13 protein-coding genes are annotated in these 19006 nt (G+C 71.1%); 1 reads left to right on the top strand and 12 read right to left on the bottom strand.

Annotated elements, in window-relative coordinates; genetic code table 11:
- Positions 1 to 30: 30 nt before the first annotated feature.
- The 4 genes from ACFVDI_RS12980 to ACFVDI_RS12965 all read right to left on the bottom strand — a co-directional run bounded on the left by ACFVDI_RS12980 (position 31) and on the right by ACFVDI_RS12965 (position 5005).
- The gene (locus ACFVDI_RS12980) at positions 31 to 2238 is read right to left on the bottom strand and encodes a transglycosylase domain-containing protein (protein ID WP_378905385.1); all 2208 of its coding nucleotides are present in this window, start codon (positions 2236 to 2238) and stop codon (positions 31 to 33) included.
- Positions 2239 to 2492: 254 nt separating this feature from the next.
- Positions 2493 to 2918 (bottom strand): ribonuclease domain-containing protein, encoded by a 426-nt coding sequence (locus ACFVDI_RS12975; RefSeq protein WP_378905382.1) that lies wholly within the window; start codon positions 2916 to 2918, stop codon positions 2493 to 2495.
- 108 nt (positions 2919 to 3026) lie between these two features.
- Positions 3027 to 3674: a response regulator gene (locus tag ACFVDI_RS12970; protein WP_378905379.1), complete on the bottom strand. Its 648-nt coding sequence runs from the start codon at positions 3672 to 3674 to the stop codon at positions 3027 to 3029.
- Complete coding sequence (locus ACFVDI_RS12965; protein ID WP_378905376.1) at positions 3671 to 5005, bottom strand: sensor histidine kinase; 1335 nt, start codon at positions 5003 to 5005, stop codon at positions 3671 to 3673. The genes ACFVDI_RS12970 and ACFVDI_RS12965 overlap by 4 nt, the downstream gene beginning before the upstream one ends.
- 118 nt (positions 5006 to 5123) lie before the next feature.
- Here ACFVDI_RS12965 and ACFVDI_RS12960 point away from each other — a divergent pair, with 118 nt between their 5' ends.
- Positions 5124 to 5870 (top strand): GAP family protein, encoded by a 747-nt coding sequence (locus tag ACFVDI_RS12960; protein ID WP_378905373.1) that lies wholly within the window; start codon positions 5124 to 5126, stop codon positions 5868 to 5870.
- A 6-nt stretch (positions 5871 to 5876) separates the two neighbouring features.
- On the opposite strand, the gene ACFVDI_RS12955 is transcribed toward ACFVDI_RS12960, so the two are convergent.
- From ACFVDI_RS12955 to ACFVDI_RS12920, 8 genes are all read right to left on the bottom strand, one after another.
- Positions 5877 to 6719 (bottom strand): hypothetical protein, encoded by an 843-nt coding sequence (locus tag ACFVDI_RS12955; RefSeq protein ID WP_378905370.1) that lies wholly within the window; start codon positions 6717 to 6719, stop codon positions 5877 to 5879.
- A 29-nt stretch (positions 6720 to 6748) separates the two neighbouring features.
- Positions 6749 to 9517, bottom strand: coding sequence for a family 78 glycoside hydrolase catalytic domain (locus ACFVDI_RS12950; RefSeq protein ID WP_378905367.1), 2769 nt, complete (start codon positions 9515 to 9517; stop codon positions 6749 to 6751).
- Positions 9518 to 9575: 58 nt separating this feature from the next.
- Entirely contained in the window at positions 9576 to 12740 is a 3165-nt protein-coding gene (locus tag ACFVDI_RS12945; RefSeq protein WP_378905364.1) for a family 78 glycoside hydrolase catalytic domain, read from the bottom strand.
- Positions 12741 to 12832: 92 nt separating this feature from the next.
- Complete coding sequence (locus ACFVDI_RS12940; RefSeq protein ID WP_378905361.1) at positions 12833 to 13435, bottom strand: lactate utilization protein C; 603 nt, start codon at positions 13433 to 13435, stop codon at positions 12833 to 12835.
- Positions 13432 to 14868 (bottom strand): lactate utilization protein B, encoded by a 1437-nt coding sequence (locus tag ACFVDI_RS12935; protein ID WP_378905358.1) that lies wholly within the window; start codon positions 14866 to 14868, stop codon positions 13432 to 13434. The genes ACFVDI_RS12940 and ACFVDI_RS12935 overlap by 4 nt, the downstream gene beginning before the upstream one ends.
- Positions 14865 to 15605: a (Fe-S)-binding protein gene (locus ACFVDI_RS12930; protein ID WP_378905355.1), complete on the bottom strand. Its 741-nt coding sequence runs from the start codon at positions 15603 to 15605 to the stop codon at positions 14865 to 14867. Before ACFVDI_RS12930 ends, ACFVDI_RS12935 begins: the two co-directional genes overlap by 4 nt.
- 34 nt (positions 15606 to 15639) lie before the next feature.
- Positions 15640 to 15861, bottom strand: coding sequence for a helix-turn-helix domain-containing protein (locus ACFVDI_RS12925; protein WP_378905352.1), 222 nt, complete (start codon positions 15859 to 15861; stop codon positions 15640 to 15642).
- Between the two features lie 50 nt (positions 15862 to 15911).
- On the bottom strand, positions 15912 to 19004 hold the full coding sequence (locus ACFVDI_RS12920; RefSeq protein ID WP_378905349.1) for a glycosyl hydrolase: 3093 nt from the start codon (positions 19002 to 19004) through the stop codon (positions 15912 to 15914).
- Positions 19005 to 19006: the final 2 nt, after the last annotated feature.

Here is a 19006-nt window from a genome sequence, read left to right as displayed (position 1 = left end):
ACACGTCATCTGATGCGGCCCCAAGCCGCCTCAGAACGGCCCGGGCTCGGTCGACGGGTCCTCGGGATCAGGATCCGGCGGACCGGGCGACTTGGTCGGCGTCGGGGTCGGGGTCGGCGTCGGAGTGGGGGTCGGCGTCGGAGTAGGCGTCGGCGTCTGGGACGGCGACGGGGTGTTCGACGGCGACGGCTCCTTGGTCGGCTCGGGGTCCGGGCTCGGCGGGACGTAGGGCGCGTGACCCTCCTCAGGGGCGTCGCCGTCGAGCCAGGCCGGCTCGGGGAACTGCTCGTAGTCGAGCTCGTCGGTCAGCGGGCCCATGATCTCGACCCAGGTGTCGGCCGGGTAGTCGGCTCCGAAGAAGGTGTCGAGCCAGCCGTCGAGGGCACCGCTGCCCTGCCCGCGACTGTAGGCCACGGCGGTGGAGAGCTGTGGCGTGTAGCCGACGAACCAGGCCGAGGAGACCTCGTCCTTGTCGTTGGTCGCGGTGCCGGTCTTGCCCGCGGCCGGCTGGACCACAGCACTGGCGGCCTGGCCGGTGCCACTGGAGACGACCTGCTGGAGTGCGTAGGAGGTGTCGTCGGCGACGTCCTCGTCCATCGCCCGCCGGCTGGTCTCGGTGTCGTCGTGCTCGTAGAGGACCGTGCCGTCGGCGTCGACCACCTTGGAGACGACGAAGACGTCGTTGTGCACTCCACGGTTGGCGATCGTCGCGTAGGAGTTGGCCATGTTGATCGGGCTGACCGTCGAGTTGCCCAGCGTGAGCAGGAAGTTGTCGGGGCGCATGTCGCCGCCGGACTTCCTCGGGATGCCCGGGTAGTTGGCGTCGCTGCGGTCGCCGCGCGGGATGCCGGCGCGTACGGCCATGTCGTAGACGTCCTTGCTGCCGTTGGGCAGCGAGTCGGACATCTCCACGAAGGCGGTGTTGATCGAGTCCTCCATCGCCTGGAGGCTGCTGACGTTGGCGCCGTAGCTGTGGCCGTAGGGGTCGGCGGCGCTCTGGCCGGAGTTGCGTATCGGCAGGCCATTGAAGTCCTTGGGAGAGTTGCCGTCCCAGGTGTCCTTGAGCGAGTAGCCGGCCTTCAGGGCCGCCGCCATCGTGAACGCCTTCATCGTCGACCCGGCCATGGTGGCGCTGCTCGCGGCCCAGTTGATCTGGGAGTCGAGGTAGTCCTGGCCGCCGTAGAATCCGCGCAGGGCGCCGGTCTTGACGTCGACGGTGGCCGCGCCGACGTGGAGCTCGTCGGAGACGTCGCCCTCGACGTACGCCAACTTGTCCTCCGGACGTACGTCGTTGACCGCGTCCTCCACGGTCTTCATCGTCTTCTTGGTCAGCGTGGTGGTGATCCGCAGCCCACCGCCGTTGATCTCGTCCTCGGTGACCAGCGGGGCGCCCTGCTCGTCCTCGAGCTTGAGGAGCTCGTCGCGGACGAGCTTGAGCGCGTGCCCCTTCTGGCCGCCGTAGCGGCTGTCGGAGCGCGGCTTCTTGAACTTCGGCAGCGCGGCCTTGGCCTTCTCCCCCTCGGCGGCGTCGACCATGCCCATCGTGACCATCGAGTTGATGACGTAGCGGTAGCGGCCCTCGAGCTCGGCGACCGCCTCCTCGCCGTTGCTCGGGTCGAGGTCGTTGGGGTCGTTGAGGATGGCGGCCAGCGCGGCAGCCTCCCGGAGGTTGATCTTCGCGGCCGGCTTGTCGAAGTAGGCGTTCGACGCGGCCTCGATGCCGTAGGCGCCGCGGCCGAAGTAGATGGTGTTGAGGTAGCCGGCGAGGATCTCCTCCTTGGACTTCTGCCGGCTGATCTTCAGCGAGATGACCGCTTCCTTCACCTTGCGGGTGTAGGTGCGCTCCTGGGTGAGGTAGAGGTTCTTGACGTACTGCTGCGTGATCGTCGAGGCGCCGGACTGGGTGCCGCCGGTGTTGTTGTTGACCAGCGCGCGGACGATGCCCTTGATGTCGATGCCGCTGTTCTTCCAGAACGTGCGGTCCTCGGCGGCGACCGCTGCGTCCTTCATCAGCTGCGGGATCTCGTCGAAGGGCAGCGAGTCACGGTCCTGGGAGTCGGCGATGTAGCGGCCGAGCTCCTCCTTGCCACCGCGGTAGTAGACGAAGGAGGTCTCCTTCTCGTAGGCCGCGTTGGCGTTGGGGATCGGGATGGCGTTGTAGGCCACGATGACACCCAGGGTGCCGATCAGCGCGCCCACCAGAATCAGCACGAAGAAGGCCTTCAGAACCTTCCTCACCCGCTTCTTCTTCGGCTTCGGCGTGGGTGTGTAAGGCGGATTGCCCTGCCAGCTCAAGATGTCCCCTCCCGCGGTCACAAACGAACCAAGAGTACGGCGGGCTCCCAGGCCCGACGCGATCCTCGGCGTCGTGTCCAGAACGTCTCAGTGGGGTCTCAGGTTGCACGTGGCGTACGAAAGGGCCTCTGACCCGGGTAGGACACGAAGGTGTTCGCCCAGGTCAGAGGCCCGTCCGCGACCTTCCGGAGAACCGGTCAGGTCAGGAAGTAGAAGGTGCCGTAGTGGTCCGGAGTGAAGTAGACATCACCCGTCGTGCGGTCGAGGACGATGCGGTAGGACTGGCGCGGAGCGCCGCACTCGCGCGGGGTCACGTCGAACTCGAGGTAGGAGTGGCCCGTGGGGAGCTCGCCCTCGTAGTTGTTGTAGGTGCCCCCTGCGAAGTTGCAGGTGCCGGTGGGCGGCCAGTCGTACCACCCGCGGGAGGACGGGTAGCCCAAGGAGGCCCAGGTGCGGTTGGAGCTGAGCGCCTCGGCGCAGCCCGAGTGGGTGCAACTGGGTGCCCAGTCCGCCTGCGCGGCGGGGGCGGAGATGACGCTGGCGCCGAACAGGCCGGTGGTGGCGACGAGGGCTGCGAGCAGCAGCTTGACGATGGTGAGCACGGAGCGGTTCTTCCCGGACATGAATCCTCCAGACTGTGCGTTACGGACGCAGGTAATTCTGCTACCTGGTTCGCCCCGATGGGGGCTCCCGAGGTCACGAACCGGTGAACTCTCGGCGGTGGCCGCGGCTCAGACGACGCCGGCCTCGCGTGCCACGATCGCCGCCTGGACCCGCGAGCTGACCGCCAGCTTCGCCAGGACCCGGGAGACGTGGGTCTTCGCGGTCGCCTCGGAGATCACCAGTCGCTCGGCGATGTCGGCGTTGGACAGACCCTGACCCAGGGCCGCCAGCACGTCGCGCTCCCTCGGGGTGAGATCGGCGGGAAGCCGCGTCTCGGTGACAGCCGCGGACGGCCGCATCGGACTGCTCAGCTCGGCGAGCACCCGGCGGGTCACCTCCGGGGCGACCACGCCGTCACCGGCGGCGACGTGCCGGACCGCGTCGATCAGCGCGGAGGCCTCCGCCGACTTGAGCAGGAATCCGGCTGCTCCGGCTCGCAGGGCGCCGAAGACGTACTCGTCCAGGTCGAAGGTGGTGAGCACGAGTACGTCGGCGAGCCCCTCCTCCACGACCTGGCGGGTGGCGGTCACGCCGTCGGTGCCCGGCATGCGTACGTCCATCAGCACGACGTCGGGACGCAGCGCGCGGGCGTTGGCGACCGCGGTCGCGCCGTCGGCGGCCTCCCCCACCACCTCGATGTCGCCGGCGGTGGCCAGCAGCATGCGCAGGCCGGCGCGGATGGCGGCGTGGTCGTCGGCGAGCAGGACTCGGATCACGCGCTCGTACGTCTTTCCGGCGCGCTGTCGGCGCTCGTGGTGGTTACGGTCGCCGCGGGCAGCGGAAGCACGGCGCGGACCCGCCAGCCGCTGCCGGCAGGGCCGGCCTCGAAGGTGCCGTCGAGAGCCTCGGCGCGCTCGCGCATCGAGACCAGCCCGGTGCCGGTGCCGACCCCGGTCTCGACGGCGGGGGCCTTGGCGCCGCCCTCGTCGCTCACCTCGACCTCGAGGGCGTCTCCGGGGATCAGCCGCAGGTCAGCCGTGCCGCCACCGTGCTCGAGCACGTTGGTGAGGGACTCGCGCACGATCCGGTAGACGGCGTGGTCGACCGCCACCGGCAGCGCGTGGTCCGCGCCGTCGAGCAGACCTCCGGGGTCCTCGATCCGCAGCGACAGACCGGCCAGCCGGGCCTGCTCCAGCACCGGGCCGAGGTCGGCGGTACGGAAGGCGGCGGTGAGATCCTCGGCCTCCCCAAGCTGCTCGTCGGCACGCAGCACGCGGATCATGGCACGCATGTCGTCGAGGGAGGCCAGACTCTCGGCCCGCACCGACCGCAGCGCCGCCCGGTCCCGCTCGGGGTCCTGATCGCCGGCCAGCGCCGCGCCCGAGGTGAGCGCGATGGCCGACAGGTGCGAGGCCACCACGTCGTGGAGGTCGCGGGCGACCGCGGAGCGCTCCGCCCTGACCGCGTCGTGCCGCTCGGCGTCGGCCAGGCGCAGCAGCGCGGCGCTGCGCTCACGCTCGAGCCGGGCACGGTCGTCGGCGGCGTCGGCGAGCTCGCTGCCCTGACGTACGTTGTCTCCCCACCACATCGGCGTGACCACGAGCGCCACGAGGGTGAGCGCGAGCACGGCGGGCGTGCGCGGGTCGGAGGTGGCCGCCGCGGCGGCGATGACAGCGGCCGCGATGACCGTGACGACCGTCCCCGTCGTGAGGCGGCGTGCCGGGAGCGATCCGTGCAGGTGGACCGCGAAGAGGGCGTCCCAGAGCACCACCACCATCGCGACGCTGCCCCCGATCAGCAGATCCGCCCCGGCGCAGAGGGCGACCACGGCCATGACGGCCAGTGGCCGGCGACGCTTGAGCACGAGCGCGCCGGCCGCGAGCGCGAGCGGGAGCAGATGCCACCAGGACGGAGCGTTGTCGGAGCCGAGGCCGAACGGGTGCAGGCCGCGTACGGTCCCCACCTGGCCCAGCGCGTAGAGCGCGATGCCGGCGACGAGGACGACGCCGGCATCGAGCCAGGCCAGGCGCCGGTCCCCGGCGCGCAGACTGGTGCCACCGCCGAGAAGCGCCGCGGGCAGCTGCTGCAGCAGGGTCGGGCGGTCCACGACACCATCTCAGCACGTACGCCGCCGCTCCGGGGTCATCCGAAGGATGTATCCCCGCCTCGAAGGATCACCGGTTCGGCCGACGCCCGGTGGACACCGCGCGTACGAGGCTCGGGGCATGGACATCGACCTCGGCCCACTGACCGGCGATCTCGGCGGCACGGCGACGTACGTCGCACTGGCGGTGCTGGCGCTGATCGACTCGACCAGCTTCGGCACCCTCCTCATCCCGGTCTGGCTGCTGATGGCGCCCGGCCGGGTGCGGCCCGGCCGGATCCTGATCTATCTGGGGGCGCTCGCCGGCTTCTACGCGCTGCTCGGCGTCGGGATCCTGTTGGGAGGCTCCGCGGTCGCAGACACCTTCGCTGGGCTGAGCGACTCGCGACCGTTCCTGTGGGGACAGCTGTTCGTAGGGGCCGGACTGTTCGCGTTGAGCTTCAGGCTGGATCCGCCCGGTCCGGCGGCAGAGCAAGTCCCGGAGCCATCGCGCCGGATGCTCCGCTGGCGCGAGCGGGCAGTCGCCTCGGAGTCCGGCTCGGCCTCCGCCCTCGCCGCGCTGGCCGTGCTTGCCGGGTTGGTCGAGGCCGCCTCGATGCTCCCCTACCTCGCCGCGATCGGGATCATCGGGACCGAGGGGCCGGACTGGCCGGTGTCCGGGCTGTGGGTGCTCGGCTACTGCGCGATGATGATCGCGCCGGCGCTCCTGCTCACCGCCGCGCGCGTCCTCGCCGCGCCCCTGGTGGCGCGGCCGCTGGCCCTCCTCGACGGCTGGCTGGTCAAGCACGCCGCGAGCGCGACCGCGTGGGCCGTGGGCATCGTCGGGTTCCTGCTCGCCCGAGCCGCGCTCGGGCCGCTGTTCGGCTGAGGCGCCTCACTCCCAGCCGCAGTGGCCGGGCAGGAAGTCGTAGAGCGCCGCCTTCTGCGGCTTGCTGAGCGGTAGGAAGTAGGCCGCCTCCTCGGGCACGCCGGGACCACCGACGTGGACCCGGAAGAGGCTGCCGACCTTGTCGTCGGCCAGGGCGTGCGGGTCGCACCGGGCAGGCAGGACCCGAAGCTCCAGCGTGGTTGGCTCGCCGGTCATCGGGTGCGGCGCCGAACGCGGCCAGGTGGGTGTCTCGGCGGCGAGCTGGAAGAGCACGGTGCCCTCCCAGCCGGCGAAGGTGACCTCCGGAGCCTTCTCCGTCGGGGCGAAGGTCACCGGGAGGACGAAGACGCTCCGCTTGCCCTCGCCTTCGACGCGGGGCTCGCCGACGGTGATCTCGGCCGCCTCGGTCAGGGTGCGCTCGGCGCAGTCGCGGTCGAGGAGGCGGTCGATGTTGGCGTACCTGTCCTCGGCGGTGCCGGTGCTGGTGCGCCACTCCCCTGCCACGCCAGTCTCGCGCCAGGTGATCGTCAGGTCGGCGTCGCCGCCCTCGCCGCACTTTCCGCGGGGCATGTCGAAGTCGAAGTCCATCTCGGGGTCGACCGGTTCCGAGCCCTTCCATCCGGCCCGGAACCGGTCGCTGCTCACCTCGAGGCGCGAGACCTCGATCGAGGAGCCGGTGTCGTTGATGAGGCGTACGAACGCCTCACCGGTGTTGCGCTGCAGCCGGGTCTGGTCGAGGTAGGCGGTCAGCCCGTCGGGCCATTCGGACTTCTGCGGCTCGTCCGTGCCGCAGGCGGCCAGGATCGGCCCGAGCAGGAGAACCGCGGCCAGCGCGGCGATTCGGCGCATTGCGGCAGGTTAGCGGAGTCATCGGCTGCTCAGGCTCCCTTCGTGAAGGTCCACGCACCGGATCCGATCCGGTAGGAGGTGATGCCGTTCTGGGTGCCGAGGAGCTCGGGGGCCGTCCCGTCGGGGCCGACGGCCAGGTAGGAGCCTTCAGGGAGGCGTACGACGGCGGTGACGTTGACCGGGACCGTGGCGCGGAGGGTGACGGCGTCGGCTGTCCGGGTCCAGGCGGAGGCGACGCGGCCACGCTGGGTGACCACAGAGCCGTCGGCGTGGGTCAGGCCGGTGGCCGGTACACCGAGCTCGACCTCGGCCGCGCCGGGCGCGGTGGTGCGGATGCCGAGCACCGACTCGGCGATGTCGACGATGCCGCGCGACCCCCAGCCGTGCGAGGCGCTGTTGGCCGAGCCGCTCAGCTCCCAGGCCTCGGGAGTGAACGTGCCACCCTTCGCGAGCCAGCCCGCCCAACCGAAGTCGTCCTCGTTGGTGAGCAGCCTCAGCACACTCTCGTCGGCACCCGCCTCGGTGAGAGCCTCGAGCAGCACATGGGCGGTCATCGGACCCTGCTTCATCCCCATGCCCGCGAGGTGCTCACCGAGCGCGGGGACGTCGGCTGCCGGGGCGATGCCGAAGGCGATGGCGTACGAGGTGGCGTGCTGGCCGGCATGCGCGGACTGGGTGCCGTCGGCGAGCAGGCCGTCGACGTAGGTGCCGTCGGCCTTGCGCAGGGTCTGGTTCATCCGGGTGGCGAGGGCGTCGGCATCGTCGCGCAGCGAGGCGACCTCGGCGTCCGGACGGCCCAGCTCCTCGCCGATCAGGGCGACCTTGCGGAGCACGTCGACGCCGAGCGCGTTGACCGTGGTGCGGGCGGCGGTGGTCATGTCGTAGCCGAAGCGGCCGTGGGCGGGCCAGTCGACGATGCCGTACAGATATTGGCCGGAGCCGCCGGAGAGGTTGGTGACCAGGCCCTGGGTGGGCCCGCTGGTGGCGATGTGGCGGCGGATGTAGCCGGCGGTGGCGGTGAGGTTGTCGTAGGCGTCCGCGAGGACGGCCTTGTCGCCGGTCTCGAGGTAGTAGCGCCAGATCCAGTCGGGGACGACCTCGGTGAAGTCAGGGATGTCGCGCTTGCCGTCGCCGTTGGGGTAGACCGCGTTGTAGCGGCCGGCGTCGTTGCCGGTCCTCCAGTAGCGCTCCTGGCTGAGCAGGAACTCGCGGATCGCCTGGCGCGACGCGACCCGCTCGCGCTGGGACGTCATCAGGCCGACCGAGATGTTGGCGGTGTCGTGCAGGAACTGACCCTGCTCACGGGTCGGGGTGTCGACGAAGGTCTCCTGGACCGAGTAGCGCAGCGACCGGTCCATCAGGTCCCAGACGGCGTCGAGGGTCTCGTCGGAGCTCTCGAAGGTCGCGGCGCCATCCTCGTCGTAGGCACTGTGGACGACGGTCGCCGTCACGTCCTCGGCGGTGATCTCCTCCCCCGCGCCCGGGATCTCGAGGTAGCGGAAGCCCAGGTGGCCGACCGCCTGGTAGTCCTGTGCGCCGGCGGCCTGGGTGTAGGGGAAGGACATGTTGGTGCTCTGTGTCGAGAGGCTCGTGGTCGAGACCCGGCCGGTGTCAGCGAGCTCGTAGCCGGCCCGGATCGGCACCTGGCGCCCGGCCGTTCCCTGGTCGAAGTGGACGCCGGGACGCGCCGGGATGATCGTGCCGAAGTCGGCGACCGGGGTGCCGTCGTCGGCTCGCAGGATGCGCTCGGGGTGGACGACGGTCTCCTCGAGCCTCGTCTGCTGGCCTTCGAGGTGGGTGAACGGCGCCACCGGGTGCTGTCCGAGGACGACGGCCTCGGACCATGCCGCGTCGTCGTAACCGGGTGCGGTCCAGTCGCCGATCGCTTCGGCGGCTCGGCCGTCGAGGTGCTCTATCCACAGGCCCTCGCCATTGCGAGTGCCGACGGTGACGTACGGACCGCGGCGGACCTTCCAGGAGCCGTCAGTGACGATCGTGGTCGTCTCGCCGTCGGCGTAGGTGAGCACGAGCTTGAGGAGTACGCCGGGGATGCCCGCGGCGCGGCCCTGGCCACCGCTGAACCAGTGCAGCTCGAGGCCGAGGGCGAGGGTCTCTCCGGGCGTGACCAGGTCGGTGACGTCCGCGGCCTGGTAGTAGCCCTCGCTCGGGTAGCCGAAGTTGCTCATCCGGTCGGCCTGCTCGCCGCCGAGATAGAGCTCGGCGGTGTGGCTGGCAGCCAGATAACTACGAGCGCGGACGATCCTGCCGTCCGGGACCTCGATCTCGGTGCGGGCCAGGGTCCATTCGTCGCGCTCCTGCGCGGGGTTGTCCGCAGTGCCCGGCGGTCGCCGGATCCAGCTGGCGCCGGACCAGTCGGTGTCGCCGAGCCCGGTCTCGAACGCAGCCTTCGCCGACCAGCGTGACGGCTGCTTGCCGCGGTCCCAGGTCATGACCCGCCAGGTGTAGCGGCTGCCGGGCTCGAGCTTCTCACCGGCGTAGTCGACGTAGGACTGCTGCGCGGAGGTGACCTTGCGGGAGTCCCAGACGATCTCACCGGCGGCGTCGCGCACCTCGATCTTGTAGGCGCTCTGCACCTCGTTGGCGTCGCTGTCCTGGGGCAGCCAGCCGAACCGCGGCGTCAGGTCGGTGTTGAGCGGGCGGGCGAGGTCGTCGACGGTCAGGCCTGCCGGTGCGGCGGGCGCGGTGTTGGCCGACGCGGCACCGGTCGGGGTCACGGCCGCCGCGAGGCTGGTGACGACGACGGCGCTGCTGGCGATGGCGGCCAGGCGGAGCTTCATGGTTCCTCCGAGCGAATCGATACGTTTCTGCGGCCGGGTCCGGCCACAGCCTTCGGGTTCAGCAGACGGCGCGAAGCCGCTCGGCCTCCGGGCTCTCCCCCGGGCTCGTGCTGATGACATGGCAGCCGGAGGGCACGTCCTGGATCACCAGGTAGGAGCCCGCACGGGTCGCGGGCACCGGGCGCCCGTCGAGGAACGCCTGCTCGCCGGACGGCGACGGCACGAGGACCTCGGCCCGGGAGTTGCCCGGGACGCTCACGCCGACCTCGGTGCCGCGTTCGGTCGTGGCGTACGCCGCGCCTATGCGTCCCCGGAGGGTGGGCAGGGTGACGTGTGCCCACGGGACCCCGGCGGGTTGTGGCCGGACGCGGAACTCCTCGTAACCAGGGACCAGGGGCTCGATGCCGAACATGCCTTGGGGCACGTTGTAGGCCGGTGATGCCGCCCAGGGGTGCGACCAGGTCATGTTCGACTTCAGCGAGGTGTCCCAGGCCTCGGCGGTGGCACCGGCGCCCTTCGCGATCATGTTGAGCCAGCTGCGGAGCCCGGTGCTCGTCAGCAGCTGGTGCGCGACATCTCCCCGGTCGCCGTCGTAGAGGGCCTCGAGGACGAAAGCGGCGCAGTAGACGCTGCAGGCCATGCCACGGGTTCCGATGTAGTCCGCAGCGCGTTGCGCGACCTCACCTCGGGCGAGCCCGAACGCCGTCGCGAAGACGCTGGCCTGGATCGCCCAGTGCTGGATCGGGGTGCCGTCGGCGTTGAGACCGTCACGGAAGGCGCCCTTGGCCGAGTCCCACAACCTGTCGTCGGCCGCGTTCCGGAGCCGGTCGGCGACGGCGGTGTACGTCGCCGCGTCCTCGTCGCGGCCGAGCGCCGTGGCGATCTCCGCCATGTCGCGGAACGACCGGTGGCCGATCGCATTGATGACGGTGTTGTAGGGGCGAAAGACGTAGCCGTCGCGCTCCGACGCCGGCCAGTCGACGATGTCGCAGTCGGTGCACGAGCTGGCGCCGTTGGATCCGGTGTTCTTGCGGATGAGTCCCGTGGACGGCTCCACCCACTCCAGGGGCAGCTTGTCCTGCAGGGCCGCGTAGTTGCGCGCCAGCGCGTCTGTGTCACCGGTCTGCTGCCAGGAGTCGTGGAACGCCAGGATCGTGTACATCGGCCACTCGGTCGGCCAGGTGCGGTCGGTGAGCAGGTACTCCAGCGAATAGTTCCCCAGCGTCGGGTCGCTGGAGACGAAGAAGTTGGCCATCATCTGCAGGTAGCTGTCGGCCTCGTAAGCATCGCGCTCTCGGGTCCAGGAGTCGACGTAGAGGTTGTGGTTGGTCGCCTCGATCGTGTTGCGCGAGAGCGCCCACACCCGGTTCAGGCCGTCGTCGGCGGAGTCGAAGATCGCCTCGTCGGTGTCGAAGGGATAGATCTGCGCGAGGGCGGGAAAGTCCTCGGTGCCCAACCCTGTCGGGGCGCCGATGATCTCGGCGTAGCGGAAGACCCTCATTCCCCAGGTCTCCAGGTGCTGCTCCCCGGCGCGCAGCGTCCAGGTGTCCTGGTAGGTGTTGCCCGTCCGCATGGTGTGCCTCACCGTCTGGGGCGCGGACAGCTCTTCGCCGAATCGGAGGTCGAGCACCTGGCCGGCCGTGCCGTCGACGTCCAGGGAGAGACCACCGATCCACGTCCGGCCGTAGTCGATGAAGTAGTGGCCGGGTGCCTTCTCCACCACGCTGGCCGGTGCCCTCAGCTGCTGCTCCACCTTCGCGGTCGGGGCGGCGCGCAGGTCGTCGAAGGCCGGGCGTGCCGCGGCGTCGCGCCAGGCGGAGTCGTCGAAGCCTGGCTCCGCGAATCCCTCCGGCCAGTCGGCGGACTGCAGGTTCTCCTTCGGAGCCGTGAAGTAGCCGGTCCCGACGCTGCCGGCGGCGGGGAAGACGCTCGCTCCGGACCGGGTCCGCCAGTGCGGGCCGCTCGCGACCACGTCACGGGTCCCGTCGGCGTACTCCACGACGAGCCGAGCGAGGAAGCGCCGGTCGCTGGTCGACCAACCGAGCACGCCCAGCGCGTTGTCGGCGCCCGGCCGCAGGGCCTCCGTCACGTCGAATCCGTCATAACGGGCCTCGCCGCGGATCGGCTGCGTCGGACCGAGGCCGACGAACCGGCCGTTGAGCCAGGCCTTGTAGACGTACTGCCGACCGGGGGCCGTCGAGGACGCCGTCGCGTAGAGAGTGGCCGAGGCGATGGGCTTGTCCGGCACGGTGAACTCGTGGCGGAGGAATGCCCAGTCCTGGGACTCGACGCCGTAGACGCAGTTGGCGTTGGTGCCGATCTCGAGCCAGCCGGCCGACACGGTGCCGCAGGCGAAGTCTCCGCCGGCGGAGAAGTCGGAGGCGTACAGCACCTCGCCGGTGGCCGAGGTGACGGTCAGGTCGTCCCACGCGTTGCGCTCGGATCGGCCCGTACGGAACCCCACCGTGCCGGCGGCGAAGTCGGTGAGCGTCCGGGTGTCGACGAGGGTGTCGCCGAGCCACGTGCGGATGGTGCTCCCCTGAGCCTGGATTCGCAGCCGGTAGGACGTCCCGCGCACGAGCGGCTCCGGCAACGGCACCGAGTCCAGCTGCGTGAAGGTCCCGCCGACCCGCTTGTGGGGCGCGAAGGCGTTGACCCCGTCCCCGCGGAACTGCCACATGTAGTAGTTGTTCGTGTCCTGGGCACGGAAGGCGATCGTGGCGTTCTGGGTCGCGATCCGGAAGGTGGTGTCGATGGTGACGTCACCCCAGGTGGTCGCCCGGGCCGGGGCGAGCCAGATGGGCTGGGCCTGGCCCCAGTCCTGCCCGGGTCCGGTCGTGAAGGTCGAGACCTTCGACCAGTCGGAGCTCTTTCCCCGACCGTCCCACGTGCGTACGCGCCACTGGTAGGTCTGCTCGGGCTCGAGCGTCGGGCCGCCGTAGGACACGTTGCTGCTCGCCGATGACCTGACGTGACCGGAGTCCCACACCCCGGCGGCGCCGATGCCCTCGCTGATCCGCGCGACCTGCACGCGGTAGGCGCTCTGCTCGGCGAAGGGAACGTGCCAGGCCAGCAGCGGCGAGCTGAGGTCCTCCACGTCGCGCGGCGAGGACAGCTGCGAGACGGTGAGATGGGTGGCCGCGGCGCCATCGACGGCCACGGCCGGGACTGGCGCCGAGACCACGACGGCACTGATGACCATCGCGGCCAGGCGGAGTTTCATGGGGGTCCTCCGGAGCGTGATTGATACGTTTCACTGCACCCGAAGACTATGACGGCCGTCACATGCACGGGAAGGGTAGTGGCCGGATCCGGTCACCGGTCGGTGGCGATCACCAGGACGTGGAGGGTGCGGGGGCCGTGCACGCCCTCGACGCGGTCCAGCTCGATGTCGCTGGTGGCCGAGGGGCCGCTGATCCAGGTCTGCGGGCGGGCCGGGTCCAGGACGGCGAGCGCGTCGGGGACGTCGGCGACCACCTGGTCCTCGCGGACCACGCAGATGTGGGTGTCGGGCACCAGCGAGATCGCCCGGCGCCCCTGGTCGGGGGCGTGGTCGAGCACGATCGTGCCGGTCTCGGCGATGCCGACGCGGGCCTCGGTGACGACGGCCGCGATCCGGTCCAGCTCCGCGGCGGTCAGCGTGCCGTCGTCGACGACGGCGCCGGGGACGCGGATCGACAGCCCCGCCGGGACGACCACCTCGCCGGGCGGGAGGGCGTCCGCGATCCGCTGCTCGAGGTCGGCGGCCGGGCAGCGCTCCACGACGGCCCGGTAGTCGGCCACGCGCTCGGCGAAGAGGTCGATGACGTCTCGGGTGATCTCCCGTGGGGCGGGAGCGTCCTCCGGTCGCGCCGCCGGCGCCACGTCGGCCAGTGCCTGGCGGACCCGGGCGAGGATCTCGGTGCGTGCGTCGGTCATGCGTCGTCCTTCCGTCCGCCGTCCGTACGTTGCCACCAGGCCCGGAAGCTCTCCCCCGGCGCCTCCGGCAGGTCGCGCGCACCGGTCCAGGCGGCGGGTCCGAAGCGGCGGGCGAAGCGCATCCCGAGACCGGTGAGGCGCTCGAGCGCGGAGAGGCGGCGCGCGCGCCCCAGGACGTACGCCGCGCCCTTCATCGCCGCGGCCTCCGGCTTCGGCATCCCGCGCCGGTGGGCGTCGACCACCTGGGCGCGCTGGTCGACCAGGACGGAGGGGATGTCGATGCGTACCGGGCAGACCTCGAAGCAGGCGCCGCACAGCGAGGAGGCGTAGGGCAGCGAGTCGACCTGGTCGTCGTGGCCCACCCCCTTGAGCAGCGGGTTGAGGATCGCGCCGATCGGGCCCGGGTAGACCGAGCCGTACGCATGGCCGCCGGTGCGCTCGTAGACCGGGCAGACGTTGAGGCAGGCCGAGCAACGGATGCAGCGCAGCGCCTGCCGGCCGACCTCGTCGGCCAGAGCCCGGGTGCGACCGTTGTCGAGGAGCACCACGTGCACCTCCTGAGGGCCGTCGCCGGGGGTGATGCCGCTCCAGGTGGAGGTGTAGGGGTTCATCCGCTCGCCGGTCGAGGACCGCGGCAGCAGCCGGAGCATCGGGCCGAGGTCCTCCCAGCGGGAGACGACCTTCTCGATGCCGACCACCGAGACGAGCACCTCGGGCAGGGTCAGGCACATCCGGCCGTTGCCCTCCGACTCGACCACCACGAGCGTGCCGGTCTCGGCCACCGCGAAGTTGGCGCCGGAGACCCCGACCTTGGAGCGCAGGAACTTCTCGCGCAGGTGCTCCCGGGCCGCGGCGGCCAGCACCGCCGGCTCGTCCGTCAGATCCTCCGGCGCCGGACGGCCGGCGGCCGCCATCCTCGACCGGAAGATCTCGCGGATCTCGGCCCGGTTGCGGTGGATGGCCGGCACGAGGATGTGCGAGGGCAGGTCGTCGCCGAGCTGCACGATCAGCTCGGCCAGGTCGGTCTCCCAGGCCGCGATGCCCTCCTCGGCGAGCGCCTCGTTCAGTCCGATCTCCTGGGTCACCATCGACTTGACCTTCACGACCTCCTCGGCGGCGTGGGCCTTCGTGATCGAGGCGACGATCGCATTGGCCTCGGCGGCGTCACGGGCCCAGTGGACGGTCGCGCCGTTGGCGGTGAGGGTCTCCTCGAGGCGTACGAGCTGGGTGTCGAGATCGCGAAGGGCCGACTCCTTGACCGCCGCACCCTCCAGGCGCAGCTCCTCCCAGTCCGGGACCTCGGCGACGACCCTGGCCCGCTTGGCGCGGATCGTGCCGGTCGCGTGGGCGAGGTTGTGGCGCAGCTGGGAGTCGGCGAGGGCCTCGCGCGCGGCGGTCGGGAAGGCCGGCATGCCGACGAAGGTCCCGCTCATCGGGCCGCCCCCTCGGTCGAGGCGAGGATCTCGGCGAGGTGGACCGCGCGTACGCCCGAGCGCTGCCGGGAGAGCACGCCGCCGATGTGGGTCAGGCAGGAGTTGTCGCCGGCGACCACGATCTCGGCGCCGGTCTCCCGGATGTGGCGGGCCTTGTCGGCGCCCATCGCGACCGAGGTGTCGGCGTTCTTGACCGCGAAGGTGCCGCCGAAGCCGCAGCACTGGTCGGCTCCGGGCAGGTCCACCAACCGGATCCCGCGGACCGCCTCGAGCAGCCGGCGTGGCCGGTCCCCCACCCCGAGCATCCGCAGCGAGTGGCAGGTCGGGTGGTAGGTCACCCGGTGCGGGTAGTAGGCGCCGACGTCGGTCACTTTCAGGACGTCGATGAGGAACTCGGAGAGCTCGTAGACCTTCGGTCCGACCTCCGCGACGGCCTTCTGAAGTGCCGGATCGCCGGAGCGGCGGGCCACGATCGAGTGCTGATGACGCGCCGAGCCCGCGCACGAGCCGGACGGGGTCACCACGGCGTCGTAGCCGGCGAAGGCGTCCACGAACGTACGCACCACCGGGACCGCCTCGTCCAGATAGCCGGTGTTGACCATCGGCTGCCCGCAGCAGGTCTGTGCCAGCGGGAAGTCGACCTCGACGCCCAGCCGGCGCAGGAGGCGTACGACCGCCTGCCCGGTGCTCGGGTAGAGCGCGTCGTTGATGCAGGTGACCATCAGCGCGACTCGCATCCGGCATGCCTCCTTCGTCGGTGTTGCCATCAAATCAGATGAGCCCGGTGCGTACGGCCCGGACGACCGCCTCCACGCTCGTCCCCGCTCCCAACGCGTCCGCGGCCGCCCGCAGACGGCGCCGCACGGTGCGCTCGGAGACCCCCAGCTCCCGCGCGATCCGCTCGATCGTGTAGCCCCGGGCGAACAGCGCCAGCACCTCCACCTCGTCCGTGGGAAGGTCGGTGGAAGGACGTACGCCGCCCGAGGCTGCCACGGTTCACTCCTGTCTCAGCATGACGCTGACCGATCGGGGGGACACGGCGCTCATCCGGCGACCACCTTCTCGACGTAGGGCACCAGCCGGACCGGTCCGGCGAGCCCGTAGCTCTGCCGGGCCGCGACGCCGTAGACCGACGGGGTGACGGTGCGCAGCCGGTTGAGCAGCGTCGAGGCGACCTCGACCTCGATCGTGTTGGAGCCGGCGACGAGCGCGTGGCCCAGGTCGACGACCGGGTCCATCGGGTCGCACGGCGGCAGCAGCTCGCCGTTGACGCGGACGCGGAAGGTGTCGTTGACCTCGCCGAGCTCCAGGAACGCGCCGTCGTCCGGGGTCCAGTCGGTGCCGAGGTCGATGCTCGTGCGGTAGCGACCGATGCCGGAGACGTCCTCGAGACCGGCGACCTTCGACCAGGACTGGGGTGTGCCGAAGTCACTGGTGAGGACCTCCTTCGAGGTGGTGAGGTCCTTCGGGTCGGCATCGTTCGCCGGCTTCCAGTCCTCGAGCTCGAGGCTCCAGGAGGCCGGGGGGACGGGTTCACGGACCCGGTCGACGACGACCTTCACCGTCCGCCCGTCGGCCTCGGTGAGCTCGAAGCTGCCGGCGGTCGTCGTGCGCAGCGCGACGTTGGCGCCCCGCGCCACCACGGCCTGACCAGCGGTGGCGACGGGGAGTACGGAGCGGGCCACGCCCGCGCCCGGGGCCGCGAGAGCGACCACGGTGGACTGGCCCGGGACGAGATCGACCCGGACCCGGACCCGGTCACCGGCACGCTCGTAGCCGGCGATCCGGGTGACCCGACCGGTCCACGCGTCCAGCAGCCACGGCACGGCGGCGCGGTCGGTGGCGGTCAGCCAGATGTCCTGCTGCACCGGGTTGAGTCGCCGGTTCTCGGCGTGCCTCGCGTTGGCGAGGTAGTAGAGGTCGACGGCGCCGGTGACCCGGCGGACGTGCATGACCGTGGAGTCGGCGTGCTCGACGTCGCGTACGACACCCAGGGCGGCCAGCGCGTTGCCGACCTCGGCCTCCGGGACGGTGCGGGTGGTCGGCAGGGCGCCGATCTGGGCCATCAGCGAGCGGACCTCGGCGGTGGCCGCGGCGTCGTCGCGACCTGCGGCCGTCACCTGCGACCAGTCGCCGATGAGCACGATCGGCAGGCCGTTGCGGCCGAGTGCGAGCAGGCGCTTCGCGCCGTCGATCTCCATCGTGAACGCGTTGCCGCGCAGGTTGTCGGGGCCGACGACGACGGCCTTGTAGGCCGGCCCCTCGGGTGCCAGGCGGCCGTCGGCGACGTCGACGCCGTCGAGCGCGAGCAGCGAGGCGCTCACGAACGAGTGCGACCAGCCGAGCTTGGTGCCGTTGTTGGTGATCCACTGCGGGCCGATGCCGGTCGAGGCCCAGCCCTTGTGACGCCAGAACGCGATGTCGTACTTCGGGGTGCCGGTCTGCAGCACGAGCTGCGTGCGGGCGAGGTAGGCGGCGATGCCGGGGATGTGCTGCCACTGCGGCGTGCGCGGGCCCCAGGCCTCGCCGAAGCCGATGGCGTTGTTGTAGTAGGGCGAGAAGGCGGCGAAGCCCGGCCAGGTGACGTCGGGGGCCTTGGCGTAGGGGAAGCCGTGGACCATCAGCTGGTTGACGCCGGCGACGAAGATGCTGTTGATGGTGAACAGCGCCTGGTTCTGCGCGGTCGGGCTGGTGCTGTTCGCCCCCCAGGTGGTGTTGTAGGCCGCGCCGTTGTAGCAGATCGCCTCGCAGGAGAGGACCGTGTGGCCGGCGAGGTCGCGACCGGCCGCCATGACGCGGTAGTCGTCGAGGTTCTTGAAGCCGAGCGACTCGGTCTCCGGCACGTCGACCACCGCGGCGTGCTGCATGGTGTCGGTCTCCAGGCCGTACGGCTGGATCCGGATGCCCATGCCCAGCGACTTCGCGAACTCCTGCATCGGGCGCAGGTGCTGGTCGCGGTAGAGGTCGGAGAGGACGATGTTGTAGTCGTCGCGGATCTCGTTGGTGCGCAGGCTGTCCGCGGTCATGGGATCGGCCGCGGCCAGCGAGAACTGGTACTTCTCGTCCTTCTCCAGCACGAACGGGAGCCACGGTCGCAGGTCGTAGCCGTGCCTGGCCTCGAAGTCGTCGAGGAAGTCGCGCGTCCAGATCGTCGCCTCGGTCTCGATCTCCAGGGAGTCCTCGAAGAGGTAGCCGCCGGCCTTCCGGAGCAGGGTCCGCAGCTCGCCGTCGAGGACGCGGTCCTGCCACAGGTCGATGACCTTCTGCGCTCCCCGGCGGCTGAAGTGGTCGACGACGTAGGCGCGCGGCGAGGTGTGCGGACCGGCCTCGGGCTCCTGACCCGAGCCGCGACGCCAGGTGGCGAGAAGGACCCAGGTGGCGCCTTCCGGCTCGGCCGGGGCGGTCCAGGTGAGGTGCTCACCGTCGACCTCTTCGCTGAGGTCGAGGTAGGAGGCCGGATCGAGGATCGTGCTCGTGATGTTGTTGTTGCGGTCGCGTACGTAGCCGGTGACGCGGTGGGCCTGCACCGTGACCAGCTCGGCGCGGGTGACCGCCGATGCGGGCTCGACCACAGGATCGGGCAGGGCGGCGTCGTAGATCGAGCCTGCGATGACCATCGCCTGCCCGTGCACCAGCTCGGTGCAGGCCGCGTCGTCGTCCGGGGTGATCGTCGGGACCGCGGCGGGCCAGGAGGGGCCGACGGTGACGTCGATCCGGACGCCGCGCTTCGCGGCCTGGGCGAGCGCCGCCTTCACACCGGCCACCCACGGGGCGCTCCCCCAGCCGTACGTCGCGACGTCGATGTCGATGTTACGGGCGCGCAGGCTGTGGGTGACGTCGGCGACCTCCAGCACCCCGAAGCCGGCATCGGCGACCTGGTCGACCTCGCGGGCGATCTCGACGGGATCGACGAGGCCGTGCGGCCACCACCAGCGGAAACCGGCGGCAGTGGCGGTGCCGGGCTTGCGGAAGGCCTTCGTGAAGGCGTCCGGAAGGCCGGTGGAGACCGCGGCTTCGGCGGCCTGCGCAGGGATGGTGCCGGCCGCGCCGGTGACGGCAGCGGTGCCGAGCGTGGCGGCTGCGGCGCCGAAGAGCGTGCGGCGGCTGAGCCGGGGGGTGGTGAGGGAGTCGGTCATGG

The organism is Nocardioides sp. NPDC057767, assembly GCF_042798275.1.
GTDB lineage: Bacteria > Actinomycetota > Actinomycetes > Propionibacteriales > Nocardioidaceae > Nocardioides.
Note: the sequence above shows the minus strand (reverse complement) of the source record. Positions and strands in the feature narration are given on the sequence as shown.